The sequence below is a fragment of the Butyricimonas sp. genome, from assembly GCF_019423355.1.
Taxonomy (GTDB): domain Bacteria; phylum Bacteroidota; class Bacteroidia; order Bacteroidales; family Marinifilaceae; genus Butyricimonas; species Butyricimonas faecihominis.
Genome location: NZ_JAHZBP010000002.1, coordinates 453,702 through 480,046 on the forward strand (window position 1 = coordinate 453,702; position 26,345 = coordinate 480,046).

At 42.3% G+C, this 26,345-nt stretch carries 20 protein-coding genes; 9 read left to right on the forward strand and 11 right to left on the reverse strand.

Annotated elements, in window-relative coordinates; translation table 11 throughout:
* Positions 1-8: 8 nt before the first annotated feature.
* The 4 genes from QVC79_RS04635 to QVC79_RS04650 form a co-directional block, all read right to left on the reverse strand.
* Positions 9-3,614, reverse strand: a complete 3,606-nt coding sequence (locus QVC79_RS04635; protein ID WP_124316688.1) for a SusC/RagA family TonB-linked outer membrane protein — start codon at positions 3,612-3,614, stop codon at positions 9-11.
* Positions 3,615-3,691: 77 nt separating this feature from the next.
* The gene (locus QVC79_RS04640; RefSeq protein WP_270593508.1) at positions 3,692-4,810 is read right to left on the reverse strand and encodes a FecR family protein; all 1,119 of its coding nucleotides are present in this window, start codon (positions 4,808-4,810) and stop codon (positions 3,692-3,694) included.
* Positions 4,811-4,909: 99 nt separating this feature from the next.
* Positions 4,910-7,693: a sensor histidine kinase gene (locus QVC79_RS04645; protein ID WP_151411433.1), complete on the reverse strand. Its 2,784-nt coding sequence runs from the start codon at positions 7,691-7,693 to the stop codon at positions 4,910-4,912.
* Positions 7,694-7,786: 93 nt separating this feature from the next.
* On the reverse strand, positions 7,787-8,257 hold the full coding sequence (locus tag QVC79_RS04650; RefSeq protein ID WP_124316685.1) for an RNA polymerase sigma factor: 471 nt from the start codon (positions 8,255-8,257) through the stop codon (positions 7,787-7,789).
* 343 nt (positions 8,258-8,600) lie between these two features.
* Here QVC79_RS04650 and QVC79_RS04655 point away from each other — a divergent pair, with 343 nt between their 5' ends.
* A complete protein-coding gene (locus QVC79_RS04655; protein ID WP_270593505.1) occupies positions 8,601-9,152 on the forward strand; it encodes an RNA polymerase sigma factor in 552 nt (183 codons plus the stop codon).
* 350 nt (positions 9,153-9,502) lie between these two features.
* On the opposite strand, the gene QVC79_RS04660 is transcribed toward QVC79_RS04655, so the two are convergent.
* Positions 9,503-9,916, reverse strand: a complete 414-nt coding sequence (locus QVC79_RS04660) for a hypothetical protein (RefSeq protein ID WP_124316123.1) — start codon at positions 9,914-9,916, stop codon at positions 9,503-9,505.
* 267 nt (positions 9,917-10,183) lie between these two features.
* On the opposite strand from QVC79_RS04660, the gene mce reads away from it, so the two are divergent.
* The 8 genes from mce to QVC79_RS04700 all read left to right on the forward strand — a co-directional run bounded on the left by mce (position 10,184) and on the right by QVC79_RS04700 (position 16,923).
* Positions 10,184-10,588, forward strand: coding sequence for a methylmalonyl-CoA epimerase (gene mce / locus QVC79_RS04665; RefSeq protein WP_087422294.1), 405 nt, complete (start codon positions 10,184-10,186; stop codon positions 10,586-10,588).
* Between the two features lie 37 nt (positions 10,589-10,625).
* Positions 10,626-12,185 (forward strand): acyl-CoA carboxylase subunit beta, encoded by a 1,560-nt coding sequence (locus QVC79_RS04670; RefSeq protein WP_151411432.1) that lies wholly within the window; start codon positions 10,626-10,628, stop codon positions 12,183-12,185.
* A gap of 5 nt (positions 12,186-12,190) precedes the next feature.
* Entirely contained in the window at positions 12,191-12,535 is a 345-nt protein-coding gene (locus QVC79_RS04675) for an OadG family transporter subunit (RefSeq protein WP_087422296.1), read from the forward strand.
* Positions 12,536-12,595: 60 nt separating this feature from the next.
* Positions 12,596-12,982: an acyl-CoA carboxylase biotin carboxyl carrier protein subunit gene (locus tag QVC79_RS04680; RefSeq protein WP_229782879.1), complete on the forward strand. Its 387-nt coding sequence runs from the start codon at positions 12,596-12,598 to the stop codon at positions 12,980-12,982.
* Between the two features lie 21 nt (positions 12,983-13,003).
* Entirely contained in the window at positions 13,004-14,269 is a 1,266-nt protein-coding gene (locus QVC79_RS04685) for a sodium ion-translocating decarboxylase subunit beta (protein ID WP_124316121.1), read from the forward strand.
* A gap of 101 nt (positions 14,270-14,370) precedes the next feature.
* Entirely contained in the window at positions 14,371-15,399 is a 1,029-nt protein-coding gene (locus QVC79_RS04690) for a threonine aldolase family protein (protein ID WP_124316120.1), read from the forward strand.
* Between the two features lie 3 nt (positions 15,400-15,402).
* Positions 15,403-16,059, forward strand: a complete 657-nt coding sequence (mnmC2, locus tag QVC79_RS04695; RefSeq protein WP_124316119.1) for a tRNA (5-methylaminomethyl-2-thiouridine)(34)-methyltransferase MnmC2 — start codon at positions 15,403-15,405, stop codon at positions 16,057-16,059.
* A gap of 81 nt (positions 16,060-16,140) precedes the next feature.
* A complete protein-coding gene (locus QVC79_RS04700; RefSeq protein WP_124316118.1) occupies positions 16,141-16,923 on the forward strand; it encodes a TIGR02757 family protein in 783 nt (260 codons plus the stop codon).
* On the opposite strand, the gene QVC79_RS04705 is transcribed toward QVC79_RS04700, so the two are convergent.
* The 6 genes from QVC79_RS04705 to QVC79_RS04730 form a co-directional block, all read right to left on the reverse strand.
* Positions 16,913-17,734, reverse strand: coding sequence for a DUF4846 domain-containing protein (locus tag QVC79_RS04705; protein ID WP_124316117.1), 822 nt, complete (start codon positions 17,732-17,734; stop codon positions 16,913-16,915). The genes QVC79_RS04700 and QVC79_RS04705 overlap by 11 nt on opposite strands.
* Position 17,735: 1 nt before the next feature.
* Complete coding sequence (locus QVC79_RS04710; RefSeq protein WP_124316116.1) at positions 17,736-18,287, reverse strand: DJ-1 family glyoxalase III; 552 nt, start codon at positions 18,285-18,287, stop codon at positions 17,736-17,738.
* Positions 18,288-18,358: 71 nt separating this feature from the next.
* Positions 18,359-19,264, reverse strand: coding sequence for a hypothetical protein (locus QVC79_RS04715; RefSeq protein ID WP_270593498.1), 906 nt, complete (start codon positions 19,262-19,264; stop codon positions 18,359-18,361).
* Positions 19,265-19,333: 69 nt separating this feature from the next.
* Positions 19,334-21,712, reverse strand: a complete 2,379-nt coding sequence (locus QVC79_RS04720; protein ID WP_270593496.1) for an ABC transporter permease/M1 family aminopeptidase — start codon at positions 21,710-21,712, stop codon at positions 19,334-19,336.
* Positions 21,713-21,719: 7 nt separating this feature from the next.
* Positions 21,720-24,020 (reverse strand): DUF4350 domain-containing protein, encoded by a 2,301-nt coding sequence (locus tag QVC79_RS04725; protein ID WP_270593494.1) that lies wholly within the window; start codon positions 24,018-24,020, stop codon positions 21,720-21,722.
* 15 nt (positions 24,021-24,035) lie between these two features.
* Positions 24,036-26,336 carry a Gldg family protein gene (locus tag QVC79_RS04730; protein ID WP_270593493.1) on the reverse strand — a complete coding sequence of 767 codons (2,301 nt, stop codon included), beginning with the start codon at positions 26,334-26,336 and terminating at the stop codon, positions 24,036-24,038.
* Between the last annotated feature and the right edge of the window lie 9 nt (positions 26,337-26,345).

Below are 26,345 nucleotides of genomic sequence, written 5' to 3' on the forward strand. Positions count from 1 at the left end.
CTTCTCAATTAAAATGTTACATTCATAGAAAACGAATAAGTCTGTTGAGGAGGGATCGTACCTGACCCTAGAGTCAACTGCTCCGGGTCACGTCCTTGCAGCCCCTTCGCTTTGATAACAAAAGGATTACTTACGCCCAAACTCAACGACAAAGATTTCAAGTACAACTTTTTCACGAAATCACTATTAAAAGAATAGGATAAGGAGATAGAATTACAACGCAAAAAATTCCCCGAAACAACTCGCATATCAGCATTATTGTACATTTGCCAATAATTAGAAGACACATTGTTCATAATATCTGTCTTATTTATCGGATTTTCACCGCCCGTGTATACCCCCCGTACAGTATATAACTCATCTGTCAATGCTGGAATATTCGTATATTTCTCATCACCTGGCTTTCTCCAACGCTTCACGAAATCTGAACTCATATTTTGACCAGGATAAGGTAATTTAAAATCATCTCCTTGATACAACTCATTCAAACGAATTTTACTTCCAAACTGAAAAGAGAACGTTGAATTAATACTGAAATTCTTATACTGAAATCCCATACTTAATCCTCCGGATAAATCCGGCTCCCGTTTTCCACTACATACCAAAGCCGATCTCAAAGCTTCTTCCTGATTCGTAATGATAACATTCCCTTCCTCATCATGATCCTCCAACCCTAAAAATATTGGAATTCCTTTATTATCCAAACCTCCAAAACGATAAGAATAGAATGTATTTAAAGCATATCCATCCCTCACTAAAGAACCGTTAAGATATTGCTCATAAGTTACACTTTGCTCGGCTGTCGTAGAAACTTCATTATACACCTTACTCGTGTTAAATGATACACGCCATTCAAAATCTTCTGTCTTAATCGGGGTCAACGCTAACGATAAATCCCATCCTTTATTCGTCAAATCTCCTCCATTAATTGTCACCATTTTTTCCCCGTTAGTACTTGTTACCTGCAAAGGCAGTAATTGGTCCTTACTCTTTTTATGAAAATATTCAAAAGAACCGGAAAGTTTTCCTTTAAACAAATCAAAATCAACCCCGATATTGAAAGAATTAGTTTTCTCCCACTTCAAGCCTTCATTAGGTAGTGAATTAAGAGTTGCATAATACTCTTCCGATTTTGAATCCAATGACCCCACAGAAATTATCATATTAGGATTATGTGCTTCTGTCACATTCGCTTGAATACCATAAGAAGCCCGAATAGCCAAATCCGAAAGCACATTTAAGAGTGGATCCATAAAATTCTCATCTGTCACATTCCAACGTCCAGAAAACGACCATATTGGTAAAAAACGAGCTTGTTCTCCTAATTTATTTGAACCTTCTCCACGAATATTAGCACTCATCACATATTTCCCTTTATAAGCATAGGAAAATGAAGCATAATAAGCAATACTATTATTCGTCGCATCTATAATTGTCGGTTTCATCTGCAACATTCTTCTTGCAGCATTGGGCCATTCATCCAATTTATCCAAAGACACGAAATTTTTTCCACGCTCTGGCAAATATCCCCAAATCTCTTCACTGATTCCCGTCGATTTTTGAGATTGTAAATCTAGACCACCCAATAAACTCAAGCTATGTACCTCATTAAACGATTTATTAATATTGAAAGAAACACGAGCTGTGAAAGAATCTCCTCCATTAAAACTTGAGTTCAATATTCCTCCGAACGGTAATTCACAAACATTATTCATATAGTTAGACAAATTAGTCAATTGTTTCCGGTCAAAACCATAGGGCAATTTTCGATAAGTAGCAACTTTATACGTACGTTCATCATACCACATTTCACTCTCTGAAGCGCTAGAATTATAAGACAACACAGCAGAAGCTGATAACCAAGAAGTAAACTTATAATCTAAATTTATATTCGTGTTGATACTTTTGATCTTATTCTTTGATCCCGAATAATGCAATTCGTTAAATACATTATATACCAATGGAATAGTTAAAGTAGGGCCGTCCATAACTCCCGCAGAATAATCATAAAAGAACCAGCTTCCATCAGCATTATACGCCGGAATTACCCGTGATGTATTATAAGCATACTCGAACAAATCCACCGTAGGACGATTCGTTGTAGACACACTAGCACCTAACATTACTGCTGCTCGAAACTTATCCGATATCTTAAATCCCAAATTCGACATAAAACTGAATCTCTCTGAATTCTCCTTTAAAGAAGATCCCTGCTGATTAGCATACCCAGCAGAAAAATAATAGTCAACCCGATCATTAGCCCCTGACAAAGAAAATGTGTGTTGCTGACTAAACGAATTACGAAATAACAAATCAAACCAATCTGTATTTATTTCTTTCATTTCCTGCACTTCCTGATTAAACTGCTTTTGATCAATCATTCCATTATATAATTGATATAAAGCCCCTTCAAACCCTGCGTTTGTGGGAGAGAATCCCACAAATTGTAAACCTCTCTTGTAGATTTCTTCAGAAACTTCTATTCTCTCACGAGAATTCATTAAAAATAAATCATCATAACAAGGTCTTCCAATAAAACTCATAGAAGTACTATAACGAATTGACGGTGTCCCTCTTTTACCGCGTTTCGTGGTAATCACGATTACTCCATTAGCAGCTTTAGTTCCATACAAGGCAGTAGAAGAAGCATCTTTCAACACATCTATACGCTCAATATCCTCCGGATTCAAGCCGGAAATAGCATTACCGATCAAATTTACACGATCCATACTATTCAACTCGGTTGCATCTAATGGAACCGGATCCTGCAATACTACACCATCTAACACCCATACCGGTTCCCGATTACCAATAATTGTCGAAGAACCGCGAATACGAATCTTCGGAGCAGCACCCACGGTTGAAGTCATTTGCATCACAGACATCCCCGGGACCTTCCCTTGTAACATCTGATCCAATGAAGTCCCAACCGGTTCTATAATATCTTCTGCTTTCAATGATACAATAGACGACGTAGATTCTCTCTTTTTGATTATTTGATAACCAGTCACAACAACTTCGTCCATCTCATTATTCATCTCCCTCATCACCACTTGGATAGGTTTTTCAGATTCGACAAAAACTGTTTTCGTTTCCATACCAAGAAAAGAAAAAATCAACGCACTATTCTTGTTCACTTTTAACGAGAAATTCCCCTTATTATCCGTTGCCGTTCCCGTCACCGTTCCCTTGATCAACACGGATACTCCCGGAATCGGCTCCCCATTCTCATCCTTAACTACCCCTTGAGCTACAAGCAACTCATCCTTTTTCACCTCCTTAATCGTGATCAGATTTCCCTCGATTTTGTAAACCAGATTCGTTTCTTTAAAAATTTCATCCAATACCTGCGAAGGAGTAACCTTCTTCATATCCAAGGTTATTTTCTTCTTGCAGGCATCAATAACGGCAGTGGAATACACCAAACGATAGTTATACTTCTTCAACACCTCCAAGACCTCCTTCACGCTGGCATCCTTCACGTTAATGTTTATTTTACCTTCTTCATTCTGAGCGTGAAGAGGCAAACTCAAACACAAAATAAAAAGACATAACAACCCTTGAAGGGGAATTTTTTTAACATGACTTCCCCAAGAATCAAACATTTTTTTCATACATTTGTAAATTAGAATTTAACACTTATGCCATTTTAGGCATGGGATGCAGCGAGTGTTGGTAGCACTCGCTTTTCCTATTTATATACAGTTACTACTTTTCCACTAATTTTAAATTTAACATCACCAACATCAGAAATCACATCCAAGATCTTACCGACCTCAGCATATTTATCCACTCGAACAAAAAACTTCTCCTGCTTTACATCCGCATTCTCGTAGAATACCGTAAAGCCATACCATTCCGCCAATTGATCCAGAATTTTCTCCAATTCCACGTCCCGGAAAAAGAACATGTTATCTTTCCAGCAAATAATTTCTTCTACATCCACCTCGGTCACCGTGATCACGTTCATCACGTTACCCACAACTGCATGTTGATTGGGTTTTAACACAACTTCCGCATCCTTCCTTTTCACTTGCACGCTACCCTTCACCAAAGTCGTTGCCACCTTTTTATCCGGCAGACACTTCACGTTAAACTCCGTCCCTAGCACTTGTATATCTCCATTCTCCGTGTGTACGATAAAAGGGTGTTTCTCATCTCTCGCCACTTCCAGATAAATTTCGCCCTCGCTCAAAAACACTTCACGGCTATCACCAACAAAATCCACGGGAAATCTCAATCGAGTCTCTTCATTAAACCAAACTTTTGTTCCGTCAGCCAACATCACGTGATACTCTCCACCCTTCGGAACCACCACGGTATTATACTCGACCACCACGTTATTCGCTGAAGAATCTTTCTTCGAATAAACAAGCTCATTTCCATTTGTGATGGCATTCGAGGTAACCTCTTTTTTACCCTCCACTCTCTGAAGCTGCAGAACAGAACCGTCTTCTAGAACCAGCATAGCCTGTTTACGAACCGGAACAGGTAATTTTTCTTCGACTTGATTTTGCACCACTATTTCCGGCTTTATTACATTTCCTTGACTTATGAAGATATAGACAGCAATAGCCACGGGTAAAATCAGAATGGCAGCGTAACGCATCATCTTTATCATTCGGCTCGGCTTTTTCCTTACCTCCATGATCCGTTCGTGAACCTCCCGGCTGGTGATCATCTTTTTCATTTGCCTGTACGCCTCATCATCAATATGCAGCTCGGCACGCAACTCTCGTAACCTCCCGGCATCCTCTTCCGACAAGCAATCAAAGATGTCCTTCGTAATTAATTTATGTAGTTCCTTCATTATATTTTTGTCTTATATCCATGTTACACATGAAAAGAAAAAATGTATGAAAGAAAATTTATATTTAACTTACATTAACAATTGTGTGATATACAAATATCATCTACCCAATGAATGTGTGAACCAAAAGCGAGAACCCTTTCCCGGCTCCGAATTAACCCCGATGCGGCCTCCTACCTGTTCCACGATACTCTTGCAAATAGATAATCCTAAACCTGTGCCATGAGCAAAACTATTCAATTTCACAAAACGGTCAAAAATCTGTTTCTGCTTTTCTTCTTCGATACCCACGCCCGTATCCGTCACTGATATTTCAACCTCTCCATCTCTCAACGTATACCCCACGGCAATTTCCCCGGAAGTCGTAAACTTGAAAGCATTATTCACAAAATTGGAAATAACCTGCCGTAACCGATTCTTATCGCTGTACACCCAGCATTCCGGCAAATTGGGAACTATACACAAATCAACCCCGGCTGGAACTTTCACCCGGAGTGAAGTCACGACATCCTCGCACAACTGGCGCACGTCCACCCGATCATACACGAATTCAAAAGTCCCCGCCTCGATTTTCGATAAATCCAGAATATCCGAAATTAACTGCAACAACAACTCGTTATTCTCCTCCACGATACCGATATATTGCGCACGTTCACTTTCCTCTTGGGCATAAGCCAATAAATTGGAAAAACCTACAATCGCATTCAACGGAGTCCGGATCTCATGACTCATATTCGCTAAAAACGCCGACTTTAAACGATCCGATTCCTCCGCCTTATCCTTCGCCTTGATCAACTTCGCCTCGGTCTCCTTCAATTCCGTAATATCATAATTAATACAAATCATCTCGATCATTCCTTCCCGCGGGCGATAATCCCTCACCAACACGTTCACCCGCGTCCACGTGTAATGCCCGTCAGCCCGTCGGATTCGCATATCATTCCGTAAATGCGTACGTTTCCCGGCAATTACATCCGACAAGAAAGTAAGCATCAAAACCCGATCCTCCGGGTGGAAATGCGAGTGTACCCCGATAATCTGCGATAGAGGCGTCCCGATTTCTTCCCCCACGTTTTTATACCAACTATCCAAACCGTACCCGTTACGAGTCAAGGCGTTAAAATGCGCGTACCCGACCTGGGCATAATCGCCCACCAACGTGAAAAAATCCTTGAACTCCTGAATCTGGTTATACGCCTCCGTGGCTTCCGTCCGGTCCAAGCTAATCAACAAATAATTGATCAAATTATTTTGTGCATCATACAACGTCGTCACTTTTGTTAGTAAATTCAACCTCCCCGTCTTCTTAGAAACATAGAGACCATTCAAATTCGAAAAATCATACACTAGAGAAAAACTCACATTCTCCCTTCTCTTCATTCTTTCCCTCATCTCCTCCGGTATAAGATGATTTTCAAACATATTAATTCCCAATGCATCCTCTTTCCTAGCCAACCCGAACATCTCAAGGTCTTTATCATTCAAATCGACAAGATTCCCGTTTTTATCATACAACTCTATCCCGACCGGGATATTCTGATATATATTACGTAACAAACGTTCACTCCGGTCCAACGCCTCGTGGGCTGAGAACGTGTCGGTCATATCCGAAAACATTAACACGACCTCATCCTTGCAAGGAGAATACATCACGGCATGAAAATACTTATTTTTCTCTTCCAGATGATAATTTATATCCCGTACAACCCCATTTCGCATCACCCTTTCCAGATCAGGCAACCGTTCCACAAAATGCGCATCAACCTCGCTAGCATATTTCCCGATCCAACTATTCCCCCTCGTGTTGTAAAGAATCTGAGCCATCGTGTTCGAATCCAAGAAATAATAGTCTTTCACGCCCCCCTCCTCGTCATAAAACAATTTCATCCGCACATATCCCACCGGCATATGTTTAAACAAATCAGCCAAGAACTTTTTCTCCTCCTGAGCCTTATCCTCCGCCTTCCGGAGTTCCATGCAAATACTGATAATATTCACCATCGAGGCAAACCACTGGTAATCCTCATTTTTCCACACGTGAGGCTTATCCAAAATATCTATACCCGCATACCCGGACACGCCGTCTTTTGAAAACATCGGGATAACAATAAGCGATTTCACCCCTTGCTCCGTCAGACGCCTTTTTTCCTCGCTTGCCTCTTCCGGTAACTCATCCAAGCTGGCAAAAATAATCGGGGACGCATTTCCGGCCAACTGTTTCGTCCACCAAGGAATATTACTCATCGGGAATTTCTCCATGTAATTCTTTTTCTTGAAAGACTTGTAATTTCCCGCCTCGTAACGACACGTCTGCGTGCGATTTTCCCAATCGTACTCTATAATATAGGTACACCCCTCCGGATAATGCTGCATAATATCGCCCAATATCTTATTAATAACACTGCTCATATCCCCGGAACGAAGCAATGAAAGCAACGAGCGAGAGATACTATTTTGCTGGGCAAACAAATTGTTCACACGTTCCATCGCCGTTTCCTCCGTATCCATATTCTCCGGGACATCAAGACACTCCATGAAACCACAGGTTTTCATATTCCCCTCGGCATCTACCTCCTTGGAACACAATTTCACTCGTACCCACACGATTTTTCCTCTCACCTCGATCGGGTAAATCTGGTCATATATATTCTGGGTTTTTCCAAAACGAAATTCGTTCACCGTTCGTAAACGATAATCCTCCCGGATCAACTTACGAAAATCAACAAAACTGATTATCCCATCTTCGCCCAAATCTAACAATTCTCGAAGAAAATCAGAACAGACATACTGTTTTTTAGAGAAATCAGCTTCCCACCAACCCATTCGTGCCTTATTCAACAAATCTTGAACACGTCCACTATTGAACCGACCATTATTATCCACGACCTTACAAATTTGATTATATTCAACGCCTAATCTCACAAAAATAGTAAAATATCCTTCATTCCGGCTCTCTTTTCAAAATAAAACAGGCCGTTAAATTTCATTTTTCAATGCCTCTCGTATTTTAGCGTAAGCCTCTTTCTTGTAATGCCGCACGGTATTATACTCCATGCCAATTTGTTCGGCGATTTCCCTCGTGTCATATCCTTGTAAGGCTAATTCTAAAATACGACGCTCTTTTCGCGGCAAGCGACCGATCAATTCGTACATATAATCATGAGTATCCACGACTACAAACTCGGTCATCAACTCGGGTGATAAATCCATGTATACCGGACGAGAATTACGAATAAAATTCAGACACAAATTTTTCACCGTGGAATAAAGATAGGAACGCTGTTCCGATTCATTTCGTTCTTCCACGATCTTGTCATAACCGTTCACGAAAGCCTGATGCACGATATCTTCAGCCTCATCAGGACAATAGCGAGCGGCATAAACTCGCAATTCATGCTTCAACTTACAATATAGTCGAGCAATAATCTTCTCTTTCTCTTCCGTCATAAGTGCCGATCCCTACGAAATTCCCCGTTTTCTCACATAATTTCAAAACAGGATTAAACCTTCGTTTAATAATCCTCAAAAATAGTAATAATAACACACAATTACCCAAATAGGTGCATTTTTTTATTCTTCCCTCAAAATCAAAAACATACATCAAAGATTTCTCTTTATAGTCATCATCTTGACGAAAATAAAAATCAATATTATTAAACGAACCATTAATGCTCCTTTTATCAAGTACCCCTCCAACACATTTTGATCATACACTTCTTGTCCATTTCAACCAAGAAGATTTTCGCTTTTAAACTTTTCACCCTATATTTGTGTGGATAAAATTCCCGACATGAGCGACTTTGTTAACGGTATAGATACATTTAAAGAACTGTACACGGATTACTTTCAAGCCGTGTGGGGATTTTGCAGCACTTACCTGAAGGACAGGGAACAAGCCATGGACGCCACGCAGGAGACATTTTTCAAATTGTACGAACGTTCGGATAATTCCTACACCAAGCAAAACGCAATCGCCTTTATCTACATCACGGCCAAAAACATTTGCATGGACAACCTGAGACGGAATAAATTTAAAACCAAAGATGTCGAGCTATTAAAGAATGAATTACCCTCGGATGACTCGCTTCTGGAAGAAATCGCCACCCAAGAAATGATCCGATGCGTGCATTCCGCCATCAGCCAGCTCTCCGGACGCAGCCTTGAAATCGCCACTCTCGCGTTAGAAGGTAAATCAAATCCGGAAATCGCAGACGTACTGGGAATCTCTCTTAACTCCGTGAAATCTCTCAAAAAAGAAATGTACACCAAATTACGAAAGATTATCGGACACGAATATATTATCCTTTTTTTCGCCAAGCTCTTGCTACACGTAGATAAATAAATTCTGCAAGCTCATTATTCCCATATATTTTCTATAACTTCTGTCCTATCTCAAACCCAATTAATTAGGTTTTAAGAAAGCATTTCTACCTATAAAAATAATAAAAGAGTAATATCACAGGTATTATAGTAGAATTACTATCTTCTTATTTATTTTTTGTTTTCAATATAATTTCTATAATAATTAGCGTTGAATAGGAGATGAATGGGAGTTGAATAGGAGTTGATATAATAAAACTACATTAAATATAAGAAAAAAATATTCTATACAGGTTTTAATATCCATATAATAGGGTTGAAAAAGTTTACCTGCTCTCGGTAAACTTTTTCCAGAAAAATACATCTGTATTTTTATCTTCTTTTCCTATCACGGAAAAGGAAAGCCCCGAACGGCAAACAGATTCCGGCAATTACGATTTGGTAAGCCCCGTATAAAACACGTGTATCATTAGCCAGCGTGTTACCGGCAACTGACATACTACCCCCTTCTTGGTCCAAACCGAGCGTGATCATCTGCCACAAAACCACGAAAGCGGCAAGCAACGAAAAAAATGATCCGAGGTATAATAACCCCATGGACATATCCTGTTTTACCTCTTTTCGCAAGCCAAAAAGAAAAACCAAGGCAAACATGATAAACGTGGACCAACCGACTGTTTGATACCCCATGATCATACCCAAACTACCAATTTCATACCAAGGTAGAAACGTCGCAATCATACCAATGATGGCGATCAAAAAAACGACAAATTTTTGCTTACTCATAATATCCGATATTTTTATTTTTAATACAAATGTCTCTCTTTCTAAACAAGGTTTACGTAACGAATAATGATGAAGTTATCAACACCCTATTTAAAACAAGTATAAACTCGTTTTTTTTGAAAATATTTACCGTTTTTACTTGAATATCGCAAGAACAATGAGTAGTTTCGCGCATAAATATTGGAACGAGAGAAATATTCAAAGAAAGTGCGCCATAAATAAGCTAAATGATTAAAATATAATATCTAACTTTAATGTTTTTTTGTTATGAAACCAACACATATTGAACACATCGGCATCGCAGTTGCCAGTTTAGATGAAGCAATCCCCTATTATGAAAAAGTATTAGGATTGGAATGTTATGCTATTGAAGAAGTAAAAGATCAAAAAGTAAAAACCGCTTTCTTCAAAGTAGGACAAACTAAGATCGAATTACTGGAATCAACTGACCCGGAAGGCCCTATCGGTAAATTCGTTGAGAAAAACGGAGGTGGTATGCACCACATAGCTTTCGCCGTTGAAGATGTTCAAGCCGCATTGAATGATGCACAGGCTGCAGGTTGCCAGTTAATCGACAAAGCTCCGCGCGGAGGTGCAGAAGGATTGAGAATCGGATTCCTTCACCCGAAATCAACATTCAGAGTATTGACTGAACTTTGCGGAACAAAATAATTTTTTTTAATAATCAGCTCATATAAATTTTGATAATATGACAAATCAAGATAAAGTCAAAGAGTTAATTGAATTACGTGCGCAGGCAAAGCTTGGCGGAGGGGAAAAGCGTATAGAATCCCAACACAAAAAAGGGAAATATACCGCTCGCGAAAGAATCGCCATGTTGCTGGACGAAAATAGTTTCGAAGAGTTTGATATGTTTATAACACACCGTTGTTATAACTTTGGGATGGAAAAAACCAAATTCTTGGGTGATGGAGTGGTAACCGGACAAGGAACAATTGACGGACGTCTCGTATTTGTTTTTGCTCAAGACTTCACTGTTTTCGGAGGTGCCCTTTCCGAGATGTTAGCTCAAAAAATTTGCAAGGTGATGGATAAAGCCATGACTGTGGGAGCTCCCATTATCGGATTGAATGATTCGGGTGGTGCCCGTATTCAAGAAGGGGTTAACTCCTTAGCTGGATACGCGGAAATTTTCGAACGGAATATTCTCGCTTCAGGAGTTATCCCGCAAATTTCTGCCATTTTTGGTCCTTGTGCCGGAGGGGCCGTGTACTCTCCTGCCTTGACGGACTTCATTCTGATGACTGACCAATCATCATACATGTTTGTAACCGGTCCGAAAGTGGTGAAAACCGTAACGGGAGAAGATATCACAACCGAGGAATTGGGAGGTGCAGAAGTTCACTCCACGAAATCCGGTGTTTCTCATTTCTTGGCAGAAAACGAAGAAGAGGGTATCGCTATTATTCGTGATTTGCTTTCTTATTTACCTTCCAACAACTTGGAAGAGACTCCGATTGCCGTATGCAATGACCCGATCGACCGTTTGGAAGACCGGTTAAACGAAATAATTCCTGATAATCCGAATTTACCGTATAACATGATGGATGTCATTGAAGGCATCGTGGATAACGGAAAATTCTTGGAAGTTCACAAACGTTATGCTCGTAACATTATTGTCGGATTCTGCCGTATGGGTGGACGTTCTGTCGGCGTTATCGCTAACCAACCGAGTTTCTATGCCGGAGTTCTTGACATTGAAGCATCTCGCAAGGCGGCACGTTTCGTTCGTTTCTGCGACTGTTTCAACATTCCGGTGTTGACCTTGGTTGACGTACCGGGATTCTTGCCGGGACGTGTACAGGAGTATGGTGGTATTATCACTCACGGGGCAAAATTGATGTTTGCTTACGGAGAAGCAACCGTTCCCAAAGTAACCGTTACTTTACGAAAATCATACGGTGGAGCTCATGACGTGATGTCATGTAAACAATTGCGTGGAGACTTCAACTACGCTTGGCCCACGGCACAAATCGCCGTTATGGGAGCTAAGGGGGCTATCGAGGTGTTGTATGGTAAAGAATTGGCAGCAATCTCTGATCCTGAGGAAAAAGCTAAATTCGTTGCCACGAAAGAGGAAGAATACAACTCGGCATTCGCGAACCCGTACAAAGCCGCTTCATATGGATACATTGATGATGTTATAGAACCGCGTAACACGCGTTTCCGCATTATCCGTGCTTTCCAGTCTTTGCAGACCAAGCGCGTTGTTAACCCGATGAAGAAACACTCAAATATACCGTTGTAATTCATATGATTACATTAGCAATTAACTGGGGTTACGCACTCCTCGTTACAGGCGTGGGGATGGTAACAGTATTTCTGCTATTGATTCTTTTGATCTGGATTATTAACTTACAGACCAAGTTGACGAATCAAGTAGAAGATCACGCAAAAACAGTTCAAGACACGGAAAAAGCAGTAGTGACAACGGATACCCATCCGACACCTCACGAACAAGCTGCCATCGCCATGGCTATGCATCTATATTTCAACTCTCATGACGAGGAACCTCACGTGATCACGATCGAAGAAGTTGAAAAACGTTATTCTCCGTGGAGTTCTAAAATTTACGGTATGAGAAACCTTAATAAGTAAAATAAACAGATTATGAATAAATTCAAAATCACCATAGACGAAAACAATTTCGATGTAACTGTGAATGTAACGGATCATGACAAAGCTACAGTTGAGGTGAACGGTATATCTTATGAAGTATCATACGAAAGCAAAAACACGGTTGCTACCACCGCACCTCGTAAACCTGCTGCCATACCGACTTCAACTACATATAAAAGTTCCGCTCAAAGTACATCTGCAACAAGCAACAAGACGACCTGCATTAAAGCACCGCTTCCCGGAACGATTTCCGCTGTTAGCGTGAAAGTTGGCAGTCAAGTAAAACGCGGAGATTGTCTATTAGTCATGGAAGCCATGAAAATGGAAAACAATATCGTGGCAAGTGTTGACGGTCAAGTGAAAGCAATACATGTAACTGCTGGTCAGAGTGTTTCTCAGGATGACCCGCTTGTTGATTTGGTTTAATTTACCGTAAAACAATTGAAAATGAGACAAGTGGAAAAATACCTGCTAAAAATAGCCTTATTACTCGGTATATTTATCATGCCTTTTGCCGCTAGTGCAGAGGAAGTTGATATGGGAGAAAAAGTATCCAAATTCTTGAACGATACTGGATTTGCCCAACTTTTCGCCGGGAATTGGCTGTGCTTAGTCATGATAGTCGTGGCATGCGTGCTATTTTATTTGGCTATCGTAAAGAAATTCGAGCCGTTATTATTGTTGCCTATAGCTTTCGGTATGTTATTGACAAACTTACCCGGAGCCGGATTATTCCATCCAGAACTTTTTGATGGAGGACATGTACATTGGGAGGCTTTCACGAATGCCAATAACATTGGCTTACTGGACTACCTTTACCTAGGAGTAAAATTAGGAATTTACCCATGTATTATTTTTATTGGTGTTGGAGCCATGACGGATTTCGGTCCATTATTGGCGAATCCTAAAAGTTTTCTTTTGGGAGCTGCCGCCCAACTCGGAATCTTCGCTACGTTCTTGGGAGCCCTTGCATTAGGCTTTACTTATGCAGAGGCAGGATCTATCGGAATTATCGGAGGTGCAGACGGGCCAACTGCGATTTACTTGACATCCAAGCTAGCACCGGGATTACTTGGTCCCATTGCCGTGGCTGCCTACTCGTACATGGCACTGGTTCCTGTGATACAGCCACCTATCATGAAAGCGTTAACAACCCAGAAAGAACGGGAGATTGTAATGAAACAATTGCGTAAAGTATCTAAAAAAGAGAAAATCGTATTCCCGATCGTTGTAACCATATTTGTATCATTATTATTACCTTCTGCAGCTCCCCTGATCGGATGCTTAATGTTAGGTAACTTAATGCGTGAATGTGGTGTTGTTGAACGTTTGAGTAAAACGGTTCAAAATGAGTTGATGAATATCTGTACGATATTCTTAGGTATCTCCGTTGGAGCAACCACTACGGCAGCTGCATTCTTGAACTTGCAAACGTTAGCCATTTTGGTTATCGGTGTTCTAGCTTTCAGTATAGGTAGTGCCGGTGGTGTATTACTGGCAAAATTCATGAACTTGTTCACCAAGAACAAGATCAACCCGTTGATCGGTTCTGCCGGAGTTTCTGCAGTTCCGATGGCAGCCCGCGTATCACAGAACGTGGGACAAGAAGCAAATCCAGGAAACTTCCTGTTGATGCACGCCATGGGGCCGAACGTGGCCGGAGTTATCGGTTCTGCCGTTGCAGCCGGTATATTATTGTCATTCTTAGGATAACCTAATATTTCGACTACCTCAAATTTACTTTGAGGTAGTCTTTTTATATTCTGTTCATTATACATTATTTTCTTTTAACCACAAACTAATTTATTCTATTCATGGGACTTAGAGGTTTCGGTAGTGACAATTTTTCCGGAGTATTACCGGAAGTATTTAAAGCACTGGAAGAATCAGCCTTCGGACATCAACATTCCTACGGGGAAGACAAATACACGGAAAAAGCCATCGAAGATTTCAAACAAATATTCGGAGATGATATTGACGTGTATTTCGTTTATAATGGAACGGGAGCCAATATATTGAGTCTCTCGGCTTTCACGCATTCCTATAACGCGATCATTTGCGCAGAGACAGCTCATATCAACGTGGACGAGTGCGGGGCTATCGAGAAACAAACCGGCAGCAAGTTGCTGACCGTTCCCACATTTGACGGGAAACTCTCCCTAGGACTGATTCATAATCACATGCATGGATTTGATGATCAACACCACGCCCAACCGAAGATCATCTCGCTAACGCAGTGTACTGAACTCGGAACAGTCTACACGCATGATGAATTAAAAGAAATCTGTGACTTCGCACACGCCCACGATATGTATGTTCACATGGACGGAGCCCGTCTGGCAAATGCCGTTGCATACTTGGGATGTACCCCGGCCAGCATCACGAAAGAAGTGGGAATAGACGTTTTAAGCTTCGGGGGAACCAAAAACGGCATGATGTTCGGTGAAGCTGTTGTCTTCTTTAACACCACAATGTCGAAAGAGGTGAAATATATCCGTAAACAGTTGATGCAGCTACATTCCAAATCGCGCTTTATCGCCGCCCAGTTCTCGGCTGTTCTAAAAGATAATTTATGGTTGAAATCAGCCGCACACGCAAATGCCATGGCACAAAAGCTTGCTAACGCAGCAGAGCAGATTCCTTCTGTGAGCATCACGCAGAAGGTTGAGGCAAACGAGATTTTCGCTATCATCCCGCGAGAAAAAATTACCAAACTCCAGAATGAATGTTTCTTTTACGTGTGGGATGAAGATGCGGCCGAAGTGAGATGGGTTTGCTCGTTTGACACCACGGAAAATGATGTCATCGAATTCGCCAACCTACTGCGTCAAGAATTATGTTAGAAGATGGATAGAGAAATTATTACCACGGAAGACGGAAGTACTACCTTGTATATACCGGAACTAAATGAACATTATCATTCTATTCACGGGGCCATACAGGAATCTATTCATATATTTATAAAAGCAGGTATTGAATACTACGGACAGAAGAATATCCGGGTTCTGGAGGCCGGGTTCGGAACGGGACTGAATGCTTTTCTAACGTTACTTGAGGCGAGAGATAATGAACGTAAAGTGGTGTTTCACACGTTCGAGAAATACCCACTGACACCTCAAGAAGTGGAACAGATTAATTATTCTGACCTCTTCACCCCGGAAGATGCACCCCTGTTTCAACAATTACATGACGCACCTTGGGAAGAGGATGTTGTCATCACCCCTTATTTCACGCTCCACAAGCATCGGGCAGATTTCGAAGAAGTTAATTTTCACAAATATTTTGATATGGTCTTTTTCGATGCTTTCGCCCCCGACGTGCAACCTCGCCTATGGACGGAATCAATGCTTTCCAAGTTTTACAAAGCACTTAAACCGGAAGGAATTCTCACGACCTATTGCGTGAAGGGGACTGTAAAACAAGCTCTTCGTAATATCGGTTTCAACCTTAAACGCCTTCCCGGTCCTCCGGGGAAACGGGAGATGTTGAGAGCGGTCAAATAATTTTAGATTTTAGATTCCAACCGCACGGGACCAACGCTTTTTCAATCGTAAATCGGAAGTCATAAATCGTAAATTATTCAAATGTTTTCTAAGGATTTAAAACAGTTACTTGACGAAAAGTATTTAGAATACAATAAATCGGAATTCTTTATAGAGACCGATCCGATTCAGATACCGAAATGTTTCGAGGAAAAAGAAGACATCGAAATTGCCGGATTCCTAGCGGCATCGCTAGCATGGGGACAGCGGCCCACGATTATCAAGAAATGCAAGGAGTTGATGCAATTAATGGATTATGCCCCCCATGATTTCGTGATGCAGGCGGAAGATCAAGACTACGAACGTTTCTGCAATTTCAAGCACCGCACGTTTAATAGCTACGATTGTGTTTACTTTTTGAAATCGCTAGCAAATATTTATCGCCATCACGGGGGATTAGAAACCGTTTTCACACGGGCCTACCAAAAGCATCAAGATATGTTTGAAGTTCTAAAAGAGTGGTATTCTGTTTTCACCTCTTTACCTGCCGAGGCAAGAGTACTGCGACATATCGCGAACGTGGAGAAGGGTTCAGCAGCGAAGAGAGTAAATATGTTTTTGCGTTGGATGGTGAGACACGACGGAGAAGTGGATTTCGGCCTGTGGAAAGAAATTCCAACCTCTGCCCTATTGATCCCGCTTGACCTGCACACGGGTAACGTGAGTCGTCAACTGGGCCTCCTTACCCGTAACCAGAATGATCGGAAAGCCGTGGAAGAACTTACTGCACGTCTCCGGGAAATGGACCCTGTTGATCCAATTCGCTATGATTTTTCACTTTTCGGGTTGGGGGCTTTCGAGAAATATAACCGTTCTAATTTTTAAAACGTTTCAGGTCCGCTGACGTAAATCTCCATTCCGGGGTCAGAATATTACCCATTCTTTTGAGGGTGTACCACGGGGATTTATCACGCTCTTTCGGGTTTACCAATACTTGAATATCCTGTGCAGGCATATAGCTTTGGGCCAACAAATATAACTTTTCTCCCGTTGCGGGATTCTCTGCCATATCGACCACGATGACCGCGTGCCCGGGTGAACCGCCTTGAATAAGTACGTCCCCGATCTGCATGGAAGTCACCGGTACGGACGTTAATTCCTTCGCCAAAGATAAAGTCCCGGCATAAGCGAACACCACGTCCAGATAGGCTCTAAAAGTTTTATAAGAGTAATCTTTTGCTTTGGATTTATACCAAGAAACTCGATTTCCTTTCACGCTGATCCGGTAACCTTCTGCCCATTTCGTGTAATCGGCACGGAATCCATTCGTGAAATTAAAGTGTATCCGGTCATACGCTTTATGCTTATACAGGTATTCCGCCCGCAAACGAATCACGGCATCGGCACATTGTTGCAAATCCCGCTTACCGATCTCCATATCCACCACGGCACAGTACACGCTCCGGTTCCATTTTTCCCGGCCATCAAAATAATACACTTTAGTCCCGTGAGAACGCAAAGGAAGGTTCCTCAGGTATTCACCAAAAGAACCTTCCTTCACGTTTACCCTCGCATATCCCTTGGGAGGAACAATCCGGGTACGGATTTCTTTTCCATCCGCCCGGAGCAACGTGTTCTGCCCTATCCCTTGCAGGCAACATAACAAAACGATGCAGAGGGTAATGCAATTTTTCATGTTAATCCAGTAACATTCCAGCCGCAACTTCTTCAGCCACTTTTTTGGAAGTTAATTGCTCCAAAATAGCCAAACCGAATTTGAAAGCGTATGCCGGACCTTTGCCCGTGATCACATTGCCATCAACCACCACGCCATGAGGTTGCATTTCGGCTTCTGGTAAATATTCTTCAAATCCCGGATAGCAAGTCATTGTATATCTTTTGTTCATTTTTATCTTACTCAACACCAAAGCCGGAGCTGCACAAATAGCCGCCACGTAACCACCTTTGTCAAAGTGTTTTTGAATCATTTGCACCAATGCCGTACAATCTCCCAGATTCTTGGCTCCCGGCATTCCGCCCGGACAAATCAAGAATTCTGCCTCTTCTTCTTTCACGTCACTCAACAAAAGATCGGCCACCACAGGAACTCCATGCGCACCTGTAACCTCTTTCTTATCGGAAATAGAAACCGTTTTCACTTCGATCGTTCCCCGACGTAAAACATCCACTACCCCGAGAGCTTCTACCTCTTCAAAACCATCCGCTAAAAATAAAAATGACTTTCTCATAATTCTTGTAGTTTTAAATGATTCTCCAAAATTACGAAAAATATAACAGGTTTCAAATCCTAAATAACAAACTACTCCTTCACACGCACCAGTTTCACGGCATCGGCAATGATCAGTTGTTTCTTAACTGGTAATTTATCATCCGGCACGCCATGAACTTGTACTAAACCGGCACTTTTATCCTCTGCATCAGCCTTGATCTCCCCACCCCTGTCATTCAGAATCACTTGAGCCTGCCCGACCGGAAAATCAAATTTTCCTAAAGAAACCCACCCGACCGGAATAAGATCCGCTTCCATGATAATCTCCTCTTCAATCAAACTATTACATACCTTGTAATGCAACAAAGAACCCGTGAAAACGGAACTAATGGGTGGATAAGTAAGCGATGAAACTTGGTGATAAAAAAAGACTTCATATTTCCCTGCTTCCTTTATATCTGCCGTCCAGATAGCCTTTCCCGCCCCGGTTCCGGAAACTTTACCAAAAGCACTCCGCACGGGGGTTCCATAGCTTTCTGCCGTGAACATTTCTGTCCATTCCTTCTTCTCCAATGACACCTTAAAAGTTGATTTACGCTCCTTTGTCAAGAACGGCAATCTTTTCCGCTCCCCGGAATCAATCAACTGGAATTGTTCACTCCGGTTATCAACAATGATCTCGCCGGAATTTTCGAAGAAACGACGATCAATATCCCAAATGCCCTCCATGCCTTCCCTTATTTTGGAAATTTCTTCTTTTACTAAAAGAATATTATAATCGCCGGGAAAATTAGCCGCCAAATTCGTCCCGATGTAACCATGATCCCCGTTCATGATAAATTTTACCTCCTTGCATACCCCGGCCGGAATCATGTAATATTTCTCTTTCATGGGCATGTTAAAATCCGCAGCAATCCTTCCCTCACGTTTTGACATCACTTCATCCACGGTTTCATCATCAGCAATAATCGATATAACCCCATCTATATCCGACATATTCCATACTTTAAAACCAACTTGATATTTCGGGAAACCGTCCGTAATAATTTGCTGTACTTGAATATCTCATATATCAAAAACCGGAAGTCCCTCCCGTTGGTATATTTTATCCATAAACGGAAGCAAATCAACACCTAACTCATTCTGGAAATTCAGCGCAAGCTGCTCTAAAGTAATTTCTTCAAATTGAGCACCGGAAGAAACCTTTTCCGAAAACTGGTACAACTTTTCGGGAGCAACAAAAACCGATAAATAAGCACCCAAGGCTCCTGCTTCCAATTCAAAAATTCTTGCCTGCACTTTGTCAGGTAACGAATCATTAGAAAGAACTCCACGCAAACTAGATTGTTGCAAACAGTCAATAGCTAACATATCCTCCGGTCTCAGACCGGCATTCCCTATTGTATATTTCTTTTTAGAAGTAAACATTTTACTAAGTAACATATTGGCTGCCGGATAAGTGCCTGAAGACAAGAAACCCGTGTAATCGTAGTACATGGGCAAAATATCATGTAACTTTTGTTGAAGCTGCATAGAGTTAGATTGTAATCCCATGCGTTCAACACTATAAATCCCTTCGGGATCATCCAAACCCTCTTGCCTTTCCTTCGCAAGTTTTTTCGCAATGGTCATCGGAACATAAGAAGAGATCGTCGCAACCCGTTCATTGAAAAAAACAAATTCCGGTTGAACAAATTCGCTGCCCGTTTTCCATTTCCGTAAAAAAGAAACGAACGAGAGAGGACTTTCCACCAACATCAATTTTTGAAACGGGTAACTCCGCCCGATTCTTGCTTCCAAACGTCCTTTGAGCATGGTCAATACCTTACTCAATTTCTCCCCTTGGATTTCGGTATAACCCTCGAAAAATAATTCATGACCGGGGAAATAATAAAATTCCAGTTGAAGACCACCGAACTCGATTTCTTTCTTGTGATAATCCCCGATACAAAGCGTTATCCCGGATAATTTCTGTCTATTTTTGAAAGATACTTCACCCGTTCCGTATTCCGGTACTCCTTGCGATAGAACCTGTTGCCCTTCCCATGTTTTCACCCGCAGGGTATATTCCGTGAAATTTATTTCGCGGGCGTATGGTGATACCATGTTGACCGGGGGAACGGCTACCGGATACCAAAGGACTTCCGGGTGTAACAAGGTATAGTTTTCCTCCAAATAAGCGAAACGGGTTCCGAAATTGAATAAACCTCGTCGCATTCCGGGATCATATCTTCCCACATTATGCCGCTCTTCAAAAGGCACATCCAAGTAACATATTGCCTCGTCGATTTTGCCTTTATAGGAGATATGTAAAGAAATGCTATCATCCGGTAAAAGCTGGCGTTCAAGTATGATAACCTGCAGATCCCGGTGATAGCTCACGTCGCTATCGGCCTCCTTTAGAGAATAAATCTCTAACGTAGGATTCAGGTACAACACGATCTCCGAAAGCATTTCTTGGTTCCGATTCTGTAAAATCATCTTGCTATCCAACCACATCTCCCCATCTTTCCATTCGTAGGTGATTTCGTGATTGGCAACCCGTGCTTTAAGACGGGATTGATATTCGACATAAGCCTGTCGATACTCCTCGGAACGGTTCTCCCGCTGCCGAATAGCATCCCAAAATAAAAACAAACAGATCACACTGCACAACACAACCACACCTCCACTTCCCCATTGTAATCCTTGATGTTCTTTACAATCCCGCAAACGTTTCATGTTAGCGATCCAGAATAAGATTCCGGCAACACCCAACCCAGCACATGTCAAGCGATGCAGCAAATAACCACGCAAATCAGGGTGTCCCACCACATCCGAAAATATATTCGGCAAGTTTCTGCCCCAAAAGTCAAACGCTCCAAACTGCCACTCATCCAAATAGAAATATACTCCCAATCCCCAAAGTCCCAGAACTAAAACAGATATCGGACGATTCTTGACCATACCCGAAATGCACAACGCACAGCCTAATACAAAAATTAAAGTCGGGAGGGACAACGTCAACAGGTAGAAAACATAAATCCACACGTTAAAAGGAGCTCCTACAACCCAAAGGTTTATATACATACACACCAACAACACACAGATATTCACGAAAAGGAACATCCTAAATATTCCTAGAAAACGACCGATGCAGTATTCACTGTTCCGAAACGGTCGGCACAGGAATACTTCCATCGCGTCCTTTTTCCTTTCCCGGTACACGACCTCCATGCACACAAACAAAGCAATCAGGACTTGTACCAAGTTATAGTAATACATACTAAAAAAAGGAAAAGAGGAAGGAAGAGCCACTTTATACCAAAACACATTTACTCTTCCTTGCTTTATCATCTGCCATAACGAAATACCGACAAGGGCAATCACTACAAATCCCAGAAAAACAATATCTCGTCTTAACAATTTAGACTCATAGCGAGCCACGATATTCACGTTACGCATATTCATTTTATCTACCCCTCCTACGGTGCCAGATTAATATTCCACAACCAATTAATAACAGGGGTAATATCCCCACGAACATCACTTTCACCCATTTCATAGATGACAATTCCAGTGAAATCGAGGTGTCGGCAGGATCCGGACGACGGGTATTCACTGGGAATTCCCCATCCGTCAACCAACGGAAGGATTCCGTGATCAACGAGAAGTTGGACGCCTTGATACCCTTCCGGTACATCATCAGCTCGGAGTTACTGATGCAATCCGCATCTCCCAGTACAATGATCCGTTGTTCCCGATCACCCATCTTCCGACTCAATGCCAAAGCAATCGGGTAAATGCCTTCTTTTTCCCCGACGACAGGGTTGAGTTCAACCGGCTCATTCAATAAATCCCGGGTTTCTATCTCGTTCCAACATCCCGTGTCACGCGTGGCCAAAACAGGACGCACCATAAAACCTTTATCCGTTGTATAGTTTAACGCCGTGGCACCGGGCATCGTGATTACCCGTTTTTTCTTCTGCAAATCGGCATAGTTAAGGGACATCTCCGCGGCATCTTTCGTCAATTCCCCCCGAATCAGATCCGGATCGAAATCCCGACTGGGCTGTACCAAAACACCGGGCATAAATTGTACCCCGAAACGTTCCACCAAAGGATTCATTACTTCCTGACGCCCCGGTTCTCCCGCAATCAACAAATTTCCTCCACGGGCCACGTAGCGGTCAATCTTTTCCAACTCGCTTTCGGTCAACGGTTGTTTCACATCCGCAATCACCAGAATACGAATATCTTCCGGGATTTCCTCCCCCTCGGTCATGCGATAGGCGATCACATCAAAACCATTATTTACTAAAGCATAACGAAAAGTCGGATTCTTGGCAAAAGCATAATAATCCCGATCACCCACGTTGTTCATATCCCGCTCTCCATGCCCCGTAAGACAAGCCACCTTGGGTACTTCCATGATCAACCGTTTCAGTGCTGCGGAAACCTCTGCCTCCATCGGATGTACAAACATATCATTATACAACCGCAGGAAAGTGGCAGAACCGTCGGGTAACACCAACTGTCGCACGAAACGATAACCTTCCGGAGCAAGGTCAATCTGGGCCTCGATCTCTTCGGGAGATAAAAACATTTTCAGATTCAATTTCATCTGATCAACATATTTTTCGGCCACCTCCCGGTCGCTCACGTCAGCATACCGTTCCCGTATGTAGGACGACGCTTTTTTATAATAATACACGTATTTCAGCTCGATATTCGATTTGAAACGGATGTACGGTTTGAAGTTTTCCATGTCACTCTTCAGGGAACGGGGCATCCCGTAAGAAGAGTTATCTCCCAAAAGATTCACGTAAGTGACAATTGTCAAATCGTCTTTCATCCTTTCCAGTATACTTTGACTTTCTTTAGTCAATGTTTGTGTCTTACTTGCTGTCGCATCATAATACCATAAAAACGTGGGACGAGAAGTCATATACCCCAATGCCACGGTAACCACAATCACGACGAGGTAACGTCCTACCGTCATCACTTGACTTCGTTTTGCCCGGTGAGCCTCGATCTTCATGATTCCCAATGTCAGAAAAAAGAGAATTACCACGACGAAATACAGGAAGTCCTCACTGCATATCAACCCGTCAATAAACACGGTTGCCCGTCCCTTAATCGACAACCAATACGTGATTTCACGCACGAAAGCTATATCCTGCCCCACACTACCGATGAAATTCAGCACGATTAACACGGCCAATGTTCCCACGGCCGCCACAACCTGATAAGAGGTCAGGCTAGACATATAAAGCCCGATTGCTGCGTAAGCACACATTAACAAATACAATCCGAGTAAACCCGATAAGGCCGCGGAAAGATCAAATGATTCCACCGTGCAACAAGCAAAAAGAACCAGAACCAGCAACACGCCCATCAATATCAACCCGTAAACCATCATAGAAAGGAATTTTCCAAAAATGATCTGTCCCGCTGTCACGGGGGACGAGTACAGGAGTTTAATCGAACCGTTACCAAATTCCCGGCTCATCAATCCCATCGTCAACAAGGGAACATATAGATACAAATATTGTTGTATCACCGTAAATGTTCCCGACATTCCTGTTAACAGAGCCGTCGTGATACTATATTCTATCGGTTCCCCCATAAATTGTTGTCGCAAAACACTCCGGAACAAATCGGTAAAAGTCATCCCCGACTGAACGGCAAATATCACCAAAATAAACCAAGCCACGGGAGAACAAAAGAGAGCGCGCAACTCATTTCCCGCTATTTTCAATATCTTTCTCATTCGTTTATAATTACATTATCTCCGTCTTCTTTTAAACCACACGCCAAAATATCCCAATGCGAACAAGATAGGCAATCCCCACGTGAAAGCAAATTTCGCATAAGGCACCGTGTCCTTACTCAATTCCAACACCGTATCCACGGGCGGTATATTCGACAAAACGATCGGGAATTCCCCGTAGCTCAACCACCGGAACATACCCGTGATTAAAGAGAAATTACTCGTTTTCATCCCAACTCTAGACATCAATAACTCGGCATTACTAATACAATCTACATCACCTAACACGAATATCCGCTGTTCCCGGTCTCCCACGTTACGAGTCAAGGCAAGCATCGTCGGGTAGGACTGTTCTTGCTCCCCGATTTCCGGATTTAATACAGCTTTTTCGTCCGTAAAATTTACGGTGGTTAACTCGTTCCAACTTCCCTCGTCTTTTGTCTTTAGCAAAGGGTACACGTTGAAACCATGTCCGTTTTTGTAACTTAACGCGGCTGCTCCCGGCATCGTAACCCCATATTTTTGTTGCCATAGTCCCCGCAAAGGAGTCACGACATTCACACCCTCCTCAACAAAAGAGCAAACCAGCAAATTATCATCGTAAGCTTTCGTCGGTTGTACTAAAGTCCCCGGTAAGAAACTCACGCCCAGAGAAGCCGTAAGAGGATTCATCAAATCCGATTTTCCCGGTTCCCCGCCAATAACAATATTCCCGCCTTTCGCTATATATTCTTCGAGCTGAGCCAACTCATCTGTTGACAAAGGACGCTGTAAATCTGCAACAACTAACACGTCAATATCCATGGGTATCGGCCGATCCCCCATCAAGGTAATACTATCCACGTCAAACCCTTGATTAATCAAAGAATGACGGAATGTCGGGTCTATGGCAAACGTGTAGTAGTCCCGGTCTCCTGCCCGTTGAATATCACGTTCCCCGTGCCCGGTTAGAAAAACAACCTTGGGGGCTTTCGTCACCAAACGTTTCATGGCCGTGGAGATTTCTCCTTCCCTCGGATAAATGTAACTATCATCGAAAATCCGCAAAAAGGTCTTTTCCCCGCTTTCCCGTTCCAACAAACGCACAAAACGATATTTTTCACCCGAAAGATCAACCTGTTGGGCTACCTGTTCCGGGCTCAGAAACATCTCTATATCCAAATCTTCCATGACGGCCATTTTCCACGCACGTTGTTGCGTGTTCAACTCGGGGAAACGATCTTCCAAGACCTCGTTTCCCGCATCGGCATAGTAATACACGTAATTCATCTGCATCTTCGGTTTGAAGCGAATAAACTTTTTAAATCGATTCGCATCACTATTCCTCTCCGAAGGAGCCCCTCGATGAAAATTCGCCTCCAAAAGATTCACGTATGTCGTGATTGTCAACCCACCGTCCATTTTTTCCATAATCTCCTGACTGACCGGATTCAGACTATTCAGTTTAATCGACGAGGCGTCGTAAGAACATTGCAATCCCGGTCGGGAAGTCACGTATCCCAACAACATGGCCAATATAACCACCCCAGTATAACGGGTAAAAGCCATACTTTTTGATAACTTGCGTTTCCCCGACAAGATGACCATAATAGAAAGCGTCAGGAAAAGACCGATCACAACGAGGAAATAAAACACATCCTCACTGCTGATCAAACCGTTGATTAACTCGTCGGAACGCCCGGAAATTGACAGCCAATACGTGACATCCCGAATAAAAGGAACTTCCTGTCCTATTCTTCCCACGTAATTCAAGAAGGCCAAAGCCCCTAACGTGGCAACAGCCGCCACCACTTGATAGGAGGTCAGACAAGACATGAACAATCCTATCGCCGCATAGGAACAGATCACCAGATAAATTCCCAGCAACCCCGACAAAGCCAATGACATATCAAAAGAAGGCACGTTCCATGCCGTGAACCCAACAAACAAAAAGAGAATCCCCACCAGAATAAGGCTGTATATCATCATGGAAAGAAATTTCCCGAAGATAATCTGCACGCTTGATACCGGCGAAGAATATAATAATTTGATGGAACCGCTACTATATTCCCGGCTCATCAATCCCATGGTCAATAAAGGAATATACAGGTAGAGATGCACCAGCATATTCGGGAATAATCCCATACTTCCCGTGTACATCTCTTTCGCTATACTATACCATAAAGGCTTGTTAAATTGCTGCATCAACATAATATCCACCAAACGGAAATAGGTCATGCATGCCTGAACGGTAAAGATAATAAGGACTAACCACGCGATAGGCGAATAGAACAGAGTGCATAACTCTGTCAATGCTATCTTGAATATTTTTCTCATACTACACGA